8 protein-coding genes and 1 pseudogene are annotated in these 8,056 nt (G+C 70.2%); 6 read left to right on the forward strand and 3 right to left on the reverse strand.

All coding sequences use genetic code 11. From position 1 onward, the window contains the following. The first annotated feature begins 489 nt into the window (after positions 1-489). Positions 490-1,629 carry a PLP-dependent transferase gene (locus A7B20_RS20790; RefSeq protein WP_102110496.1) on the forward strand — a complete coding sequence of 380 codons (1,140 nt, stop codon included), beginning with the start codon at positions 490-492 and terminating at the stop codon, positions 1,627-1,629. Positions 1,630-1,738: 109 nt separating this feature from the next. Continuing rightward, a complete protein-coding gene (locus tag A7B20_RS20795) occupies positions 1,739-2,110 on the forward strand; it encodes a hypothetical protein (protein ID WP_102110497.1) in 372 nt (123 codons plus the stop codon). A gap of 51 nt (positions 2,111-2,161) precedes the next feature. Here the strand turns inward: A7B20_RS20795 and A7B20_RS20800 are convergent, their stop codons facing one another. Further along, complete coding sequence (locus A7B20_RS20800) at positions 2,162-3,358, reverse strand: pyridoxal-phosphate-dependent aminotransferase family protein (protein WP_102110498.1); 1,197 nt, start codon at positions 3,356-3,358, stop codon at positions 2,162-2,164. A 72-nt stretch (positions 3,359-3,430) separates the two neighbouring features. Then, entirely contained in the window at positions 3,431-4,027 is a 597-nt protein-coding gene (locus A7B20_RS20805) for a TetR/AcrR family transcriptional regulator (protein WP_102110499.1), read from the reverse strand. A gap of 118 nt (positions 4,028-4,145) precedes the next feature. On the opposite strand from A7B20_RS20805, the gene A7B20_RS20810 reads away from it, so the two are divergent. The 3 genes from A7B20_RS20810 (at position 4,146) to A7B20_RS20820 (ending at position 7,251) form a co-directional block, all read left to right on the forward strand. Continuing rightward, positions 4,146-4,583: an ABA4-like family protein gene (locus A7B20_RS20810; protein ID WP_102110500.1), complete on the forward strand. Its 438-nt coding sequence runs from the start codon at positions 4,146-4,148 to the stop codon at positions 4,581-4,583. After that, positions 4,580-5,404, forward strand: a complete 825-nt coding sequence (locus A7B20_RS20815) for a hypothetical protein (RefSeq protein WP_102110501.1) — start codon at positions 4,580-4,582, stop codon at positions 5,402-5,404. Before A7B20_RS20810 ends, A7B20_RS20815 begins: the two co-directional genes overlap by 4 nt. A 107-nt stretch (positions 5,405-5,511) precedes the next feature. Continuing rightward, positions 5,512-7,251, forward strand: coding sequence for an ABC transporter ATP-binding protein (locus tag A7B20_RS20820; RefSeq protein WP_102110503.1), 1,740 nt, complete (start codon positions 5,512-5,514; stop codon positions 7,249-7,251). A 66-nt stretch (positions 7,252-7,317) separates the two neighbouring features. Here the strand turns inward: A7B20_RS20820 and A7B20_RS20825 are convergent, their stop codons facing one another. Continuing rightward, positions 7,318-7,767 (reverse strand): nucleoside deaminase, encoded by a 450-nt coding sequence (locus A7B20_RS20825; RefSeq protein WP_102110502.1) that lies wholly within the window; start codon positions 7,765-7,767, stop codon positions 7,318-7,320. A gap of 99 nt (positions 7,768-7,866) precedes the next feature. Here A7B20_RS20825 and A7B20_RS20830 point away from each other — a divergent pair. Beyond that, positions 7,867-8,056: pseudogene (locus tag A7B20_RS20830) on the forward strand (hypothetical protein); the annotation flags it as partial.

Raw genomic sequence — 8,056 nt, forward strand, 5'->3', positions numbered from 1 at the left:
GATGCGCCCTATCTTGCCGGCGCGCCCCGCCTCGTCTGCCCTGGTTGTCGCCGCCTCGTCTGTCAGAACCTACCGTCCCAACCCCGTCTGGCGCCCCGCCGTGCGCCTCAGCGCCGCCGGTGAGGGGGTATTTACGGATGAGGCCGGGGGTCCGCAAGTGCTTTTTCCAAGAAAAGTTCCGGCAGCCCGAATTTCTGTCATATTTCTCCGTAAGTCATTGTTTTGATGAGGCATCACGGGAAGGAGAGCAGGCCCCCGGTGCCCCGTGCAGCCTCAGGCCACCCCCGTCTGGCCCCGAATCTCCCCCGTCGCGCACAGAATCCCCTCCCGGAATCGCCGCCCCCGCCCCCGAGTCACGGCGCGCGCCGCTGGCGACATTGCAACGTGCACCCTATCAAGGTCGTACGGGTGCAGCGCCGACCCGCTGCCGGGACACCGGTCTCGCGCCGCACAGGGGCGGCCTCCGAACATCAGGGAGATATCGCAAAGATGGAAGAGTCGCTCGCAACCCTTCTCGCCGCTGCCTTCGGCACCGCCGGGTCCGTCACGCCACCCATCGTGCAGAGCTCGCTCTTCACCTTCCCGGACTACGGCGCCTTCGCCGCGCGTATGGCGGGACAGGGAAGCGCGCCGATCTACACCCGGGTGACGAACCCGACCGTCGCCGCCTTCGAGGACCTCATGGCGCGGGCGGAGGGCGGCGAGGCGGCGGTCGCCTTCGCTTCCGGCATGGGCGCGATCTCGGGCGCGCTTCTCGCCTTCCTGCGCCCCGGCGACCGCGTGGCCTGCGTCGAGCATGTCTATCCCGACGCCTACCGCCTGTTCGAACGGCTGCTGCGCCCCTTCGGCATCGACATCACCTATCACCCGCCCGCCGCCTTCGCCGAGGATCCGGACCTGCTGCAGGGTGTGCGCCTCGCCTACCTGGAAAGCCCCAACTCGGTGAAGTTCCAGACCACGGACCTTGCCCGTACCGCGGCCCATGCCCGCCGCCACGGCTGCCTCACTGTGATCGACAATTCCTGGGCGACCCCGGTCTTCCAGTTGCCCCTCGCGCGGGGAGTCGACATCGTGCTGCATTCGGCGTCGAAGTATATCTCTGGCCATTCCGACACGGTGGCCGGCATCGTCGTGGGGTCGACCGACCACATCGCGCAGATCCGCAGCCTGACGCTGGCGCTGCTCGGTGCGAAGCTGGCGCCGTTCGAGGCGTTCCTGCTGACCCGGGGCCTGCGTACCCTGCCCGCGCGGATGCGCCAGCACGACGCGGCCGCCGCCCTGTTCGCCGACAGGCTGGCCCGGACACCGGAGGTGCGCGCGCTGCATCTTCCCGTGCCCGGCCCCGAAACCGGGCTGTCGGGTCGGGCCGGGCTGCTGTCGGTGGAACTGGCGGAGGGCGTCGATATCGAGCGGTTCTGCAACGCGCTCGACCTCTTCCGGATCGGAGTCAGCTGGGGCGGCTTCGAAAGCCTGGTGATGCCCGCGAAGGCCGTGCTGGCGCAATCGCCCGAGCACAATGCCATGCACCGCTTCGGCGTATCTCCGCAACTCGTGCGCCTCAGCCTCGGGCTGGAGGAACCCGAAGACCTCTGGCGGGATTTTGCCCAGGCCTTGCGCAAGGCGATGTGAGGTCCGCCGACCGGACCCGCCCAAGGCCGTCCGCCTTGACTTGCCGCAGATGCCTTTCACCCATGGGGGCGACGCGCCCCCGACCGACGCGATTTCGACAGGACACAGGATGAGACACTTCAGGAACGCCGCCGCCGTGCTGGCCCTTGCCGCGGGCCTTGCCGGAGCCGCCCATGCCGGGCAACCCGACTGGATCCCCGAGCCGATCCGGCTGCCCGACAATTACGAAGTGGTGAGCGACCGCACCATCGGCACCGGCACCCACCTGTTCCAGGTGGAGGTGGCCGAGGATCCGGCGCCGATGCTGGAAACTTGGGCGCAGGATCTGAACGACAACGGCTACGAGACCGATACGCGGATGATGTCCGACAACCGCCTGCTGTTCTCCGGCCCCGCCGGCGTCGAGGGGCAGATCGCCGTGACGCAACCGATGGACGTCGACGGCTACATGATCCAGATCGACCTCAGCGGCGGCTCCTGAGCCGCAAGCCCCGGCCGCGACTTGCGCGCGGCCGGAAGCCGGGCTTCAGGCTCAGACCTGCGCGCAGACCGCCGCGGCGGCGTCCAGCGCGCCCTTGCCGTGGGGCAGGCCAAGCGCCGTCAGCCCCGCCTGCATGGTGCCGAGCACACCCATCACCATGTGGCTGTTGACGTGGCCCATGTGGCCGATGCGGAAGAAGCCGTCGGCGCCGGGCTGGCCGGGATCGACCATCCCGATGCCGAGGCCCAGCGTCACCCCCGCGTTCTCGGTCAGCCAGCTGCGCAGCGCCTCGCCGTTGGGCGCGCCGATGCGCACCGCCGTCACCGCGTGGGCGCGCAGGGCGGGATCGGCGATGTTCGGCTCGAGCGGCCCCTCGACCGCCCAGGCATCGAGCGCGGCCCAGACGGCGCGGGCCAGCGTCGCATGGCGGGCGTGGACGTTGGCCAGCCCCTCCTCGTTGATCATGTCGAGCGCGGCGCGCAGGCCGTAGAGGTGATGCGTCGGCGCGGTGCCGTCGAATCGCATGTAGAATTCTTCCGGAAAGGCCCGCGGCCGCCAGTCCCAGTAATGGGTGACGCAGTTCGCGCTGTTCCGCGCCCGGTCCGCCTTGTCGTTGAAGAAGACGAAGCCCAGCCCCGGCGGCGTCATCAGACCCTTCTGGCAGGCCGCAACCATGACGTCGACGCCCCAGTCGTCCATGTGGAAATCGTCCACCGCCAGGCAGGCGATGCAGTCGACCATCAGCAGCGCGGGATGACCGGCGGCGTCCATGGTCCGGCGCACCGCCGCGATGTCGTTCTTCACCGAGGAGGCCGTATCGACCTGCACCAGCATCACCGCCTTGAAGCGGTGGCCCTTGTCGCCCTCCAGCGCCTCGGACAACTGCCCGAGGTCCACCGCCGCGCGCCTGCCGTAGTCGATGATCGTGCACTTCGCGCCCAGCTGCTCGGCCATCGTTGCCCAGCCGTGGGCGAAGCGGCCCGTGGCCAGCACCAGCACCTCGTCGCCGCGCGACAGCACGTTGGCCAGCGACGCCTCCCAGGCGCCGTGGCCGTTGACGATGTAGATCGCGCAGTGATGCTTCGTCTTCGCCACCGCCTGAAGATCGGCGATCAGCCCCGGCATCATGTCGTGAAGCTCGCCGGTATAGATGTTCGGGGCGGCGCGGTGCATGGCGTTCAGGACCCGGTCGGGAATGACCGAGGGGCCGGGAATGGCAAGGTAGTGGCGTCCGTTGGAAAGGCTCATTCGGCGGCTCCTGCAAGCATGGCCCCGGAGTGGTAGGCCCGGGGCGCGGCAGGGTCAATGGACCGCCGGACCTCAGGTCACGACGTCCCGCAGGATGCCGCGAAGAAAGCCCTCGCGCTCGGTCGCGGACATGGCCTGCACCGGCGGCATCCGGCCCGAGATGAGGAGTTCGGCGAAACCGTGCACGAGGCTCCAGACGCCGTAGAGCAGCGGATCGGCCGCCGGACCGGGATCTTCGCCCCGAAGCCGCGCGATGCCCTCGGCGAGGTGGCGGAAGGCGGCTGTGCCCGCGTCGGCCAGTTCCGCGGATTTCGCCCCTTCCATGGGCGCCGAGAACATCAGCCGGAACAGCGCGGGACTGCCCTGCGCGAAGTCGAGATAGCCGAGGCCCGAGCCGATCAGCCGCTCCCGCGGATCGTCCCCGGCCAGCGCGGCCCGTGCCTCCATCGCGGCGAGGAACCGCCGGAACCCCTCGGCCGCGAGCGCCGCCAGCAGCCCCTTCGCGTCGCCGAAGTGATGGGCGGGCGCCGCGTGGCTGACCCCGACCCGCCGCGCGACCTGCCGAAGGGAAAAGCCGCTGACGCCGGTTTCCGCCAGCACCTCCTCGGCCGCTTCCAGAAGCGCGCTGCGCAGATCGCCGTGATGATAGGGTGTCTTGCGTTCATCCATGGGAGCCGGGCTTAGCGGGGCGGACGGGCGACGTCAATCTTTACACCGAAAGGATTATCTTGACATCGTCAGGATTGCGCCTACCCTCCGTCTTGCCACCGTCAAGATGAGGCCCGCCATGTCCCCCGAGTCGCTCTTTGCCCTCGCCAATCCCCTTGCCCTCCTCGGCTGGCTGGCGCTCGCCCTGTCGCCGCTCGCGCCCCGCCTCGCCGATCTGGTCGCGGGCCTCGTCCTCCCGCTGCTGCTCTCCGTCGCCTACGGCGCCCTGATCCTCGCCTTCTGGACCTCAGCCCCCGGCGGCTTCGGCTCCCTGGCCGAGGTGCAGGCGCTGTTCACCGATCCCGGGATCGCGCTGGCGGGATGGCTCCACTACCTCGCCTTCGACCTCTTCATCGGCGCCTGGGAGACCCGCCGCGCGCGGGCCGAGGCGATTCCACATCTCCTTCTCCTGCCCTGCCTCGCCCTCACCTTCCTGTTCGGCCCCATCGGCCTCCTCGCCTTCACCGCCCTCCGCGCCACCCGTCGCGCCACCACCCAGACCGGAGTCGCCCCATGACCTTCGCTGCCCTTTCCGAACCCCTGCCCCGCCCCGGACCCCTCTTCGCCGAACCGCGCCTCGCCGCCTTCGGCCTGCTCCTGACCCTGTCTCTGGTCCTGACCCTCGCCGCCGCGGCCCTCGACCCGCGGCAGTTCCAGGGCGACAGCGTCTGGCTGAAGCCGATCAAGTTCCAGGTCGCCCTCGCGATCTATGTCCTCAGCCTCGCCGTCTTCGCCCGCTGGCTGCCCGCCGGCATGCAGGAAAGCCGCGGCTACCGCCTCTACATCGCCGTTGTCATTTTCACGATCCTGGCAGAACTGGCCTGGATCGGCGGCGCGGCGCTTTTTGGCACCGCCTCGCACTACAACGTCTCCTCGCCGCTGATGGAAAGGCTCTATGGCCTGATGGGCGTCTTCGCCGTCACCCTGACCTCGGCCAGCCTGGTCTTCGGCATCGCCATCTGGCGCAACGCCGCCACCGGCCTCTCCCCCGCGCTGCAAACCTCCATCGCGCTCGGCCTCGTCGGCACCTTCCTGCTGACCCTCCCGATCGCGGGCACCCTGGCGAGCCTGCCCGGCCATTTCGTCGGCACCCCTGCCACCGGCGCCGCCCTGCCCGTGCTCGGCTGGTCGCGCGAGGTCGGCGACCTGCGCGCCCCCCACTTCCTCGCCACCCACACGATGCACGCCCTGCCCCTTGCAGGCCTCGCCGCCCACGCGCTGCTGCCCGCCGGAGGCGCCCGAACCGCCACCTGGGCCGCCGCCGCAGCGTGGACCGCCTTCGTCCTGCTGACCTTCGCCGTCTCCCTCGCGGGCCTGCCGCTGATCCCGCTGCCCTGACCCGCAGGAAGGCGCCGCCCTTCCAAAGCGGCGCCTTTCGCGCTAGGCACCCGGCCGGAACAGACCGGAGTCCGCCCGTGCCAGAGACCCAGACCTCCACGAAACTGATGGGCCGCCTCTGGCGCGACTACGTCGGCGCCCACTGGAAATGGATCGCGGTCGCCTTCGCCATGATGGTCGTCGAAGGCTCCACCGTCGGCCTGCTCAGCTGGATGCTGCAGCCGATGTTCGACCGCGTCTTCATCGGCGGCAACTTCGGCGCCCTCTGGTGGGTCGGAACGGCCATCCTCGGCCTCTTCGTCGTGCGCGCCTTCTCCGGCGTGATCTACAGGGTGCTGCTGGTGCGCGTCGCGCAGCGCAGCTCGACCGACATGCAGATCGACATGCTCGGCCACATGATGACCCTCGATTCCACCTACTTCCAGAAGAACGCGCCGGGCTACCTGATGGAGAGGGTGCAGGGCGACACCCAGGCAGTGCAGAACATCTGGCAGGTGCTGATCTCCAGCATCGGCCGCGACGTGGTGGCGCTCGCCTCGCTCTTCACCGTCGCCGTCAGCATCGACTGGGTCTGGACCGCGGTGGCGCTGATCGGCATTCCGGTGCTGATCCTGCCGACCCGGGCGCTGCAGAAATACGTCCGCCGCAAGACCGGCCAGATGCGCGACCAGGCGACGCAACGCTCGACCCGGCTCGACGAGATCTTCCACGGCATCAACCCGATCAAGCTGAACGGGATGGAGGGCTACCAGCTGAACCGCTTCCGCGCCGTTGTGGACGGGATCGTGACAGCACAGGTGAAGACCACCGCCGGCACCTCGATGCTGCCCGGCATGATCGACATCATGACCGGCGTCGGCTTCTTCGGCGTGCTGCTTCTGGGCGGCAGCGAGATCATCGAGGGCGAGAAGACGGTGGGACAGTTCATGTCCTTCTTCACCGCCATGGCGCTGGCCTTCCAGCCGCTGCGCCGCCTCGGCGGGCTGACGGGGACGTTCCAGATCGCCGCCGCCTCGCTCGAACGGCTCTACTACATCTTCGACCTCCGCCCGACCATCACCACCCCCGCCGCCCCCGCGCGGATCGCCGCTGCGAATGCCGACATCGTCTTCGACGACGTCCACTTCGCCTACGAGACCGAGAAGGTGCTGAACGGCGTCAGCTTCACCGCGAAGGTCGGGAAGACGACCGCCCTCGTCGGCGCCTCCGGGGCGGGCAAGAGCACGGTCTTCAACGTCCTGACCCGCCTCGTCGAGCCGCAATCGGGGCAGGCGAGGCTCGGCGACACGCCGGTGACGGCCCTCGCCCTGGCCGAGCTGCGCGGCCAGATCTCCGTCGTGACGCAGGACGCGCTGCTGTTCGACGAGACGATCCGCGAGAACATCCTGCTCGGCCGCACCGACATCCCCGAGAGCCGGCTGAACGAGGTGGTCGAGGCCGCCCATGTCGCCGACTTCCTGCGCCAGCTGCCCGCGGGCCTCGAAAGCCCCGCTGGCCCCCGCGGCTCGAACCTCTCGGGGGGCCAGCGCCAGCGCGTGGCCATCGCAAGGGCGCTGCTGCGCGACACCCCGATCTTGCTCCTCGACGAGGCCACATCCGCGCTCGACGCCCAGTCCGAGGCGGTGATCCAGGCCGCGCTCGAACGCCTGAGCCACGGCCGCACGACCCTCGTGATCGCCCACCGCCTCGCGACGATCCGGGGCGCCGACAGCATCGTCGTCATGGACCGGGGCGAGGCCGTGGACCAGGGCACCCACGAGGAGTTGCTGGCGCGCGGCGGCATCTACGCCGACCTCCACCGCCTCCAGTTCGACCGCGCGCTGCACGACGCGGAAAGGGACGGCTGACAGCCACGCCCCACGGGACGGCGGGCGGGGCGATGCCCGCAGGGCGATGCCCGCACGGCGGCCCGCCTACCGCCGGTCCCGGAAGAACTCCCGAAGCAGCGCCTCCGCCTCCCCCGCCGCGATCCCGTCGTAGACCTCGGGCACGTGATGCGCCTGCGGATGGGTGAACACCCGCGCGCCATGGGCCACGCCCCCCGATTTCGGATCCGCCGCCCCGTAATAGAGCCGCGCGATGCGCGCCGCGGCGATCACCCCGGCGCAGGCCGCGCAGGGTTCCAGCGTCACCCACAGCCCGCACCCCGTCAGCCGTTCGGACCCGAGCGCCGCGCAGGCCGCACGGATCGCCAGCACCTCGGCATGGGCGGAGGGGTCCAGCAGCTCCCGCGTCCGGTTCCCGGCCCGCCCCAGCACCGCGCCGTCCGGCCCCATCACCACGGCGCCCACCGGCACCTCGCCCCGCGCGGCGGCGGCGCGGGCCTCGTCCAGCGCAAGCGACATGTGGGACCGGAAAACCATGGCCGCACCTTGCCGCAAACGCCGCCCGTGTCCACCGCTTGCCTCGCCCCGCCGCGCAAAGCTACACTGCCGCCGACCGACGCCGCGAGGACAACACCCATGCTCCGCCCCCTCCTCGCCTGCGCCCTTCTCGTCACCGGCACCGCCTGCGCCCGCTTCCCCGAACTCGACGCCGCAGAAAGCCCGGCCGCCGCCCGCGCCGACTATCCGGAACTCGTGCCGCTCGGCCCGATCCTCGCCCGCGCCGAGGATGACAACCGCATCGCCCCCGACACCACCGCCAGCCTCG

The organism is Oceaniglobus roseus, from assembly GCF_002869745.1.
GTDB lineage: Bacteria > Pseudomonadota > Alphaproteobacteria > Rhodobacterales > Rhodobacteraceae > Oceaniglobus > Oceaniglobus roseus.

Coding starts and splice junctions, on each gene's coding strand:
- A7B20_RS20790 (WP_102110496.1), top strand. CDS start 490: ATGGAAGAGTCGCTCGCAACCCTTCTCGCCGCTGCCTTCGGCACCGCC.
- A7B20_RS20795 (WP_102110497.1), top strand. CDS start 1,739: ATGAGACACTTCAGGAACGCCGCCGCCGTGCTGGCCCTTGCCGCGGGC.
- A7B20_RS20800 (WP_102110498.1), bottom strand. CDS start 3,358: ATGAGCCTTTCCAACGGACGCCACTACCTTGCCATTCCCGGCCCCTCG.
- A7B20_RS20805 (WP_102110499.1), bottom strand. CDS start 4,027: ATGGATGAACGCAAGACACCCTATCATCACGGCGATCTGCGCAGCGCG.
- A7B20_RS20810 (WP_102110500.1), top strand. CDS start 4,146: ATGTCCCCCGAGTCGCTCTTTGCCCTCGCCAATCCCCTTGCCCTCCTC.
- A7B20_RS20815 (WP_102110501.1), top strand. CDS start 4,580: ATGACCTTCGCTGCCCTTTCCGAACCCCTGCCCCGCCCCGGACCCCTC.
- A7B20_RS20820 (WP_102110503.1), top strand. CDS start 5,512: ATGGGCCGCCTCTGGCGCGACTACGTCGGCGCCCACTGGAAATGGATC.
- A7B20_RS20825 (WP_102110502.1), bottom strand. CDS start 7,767: ATGGTTTTCCGGTCCCACATGTCGCTTGCGCTGGACGAGGCCCGCGCC.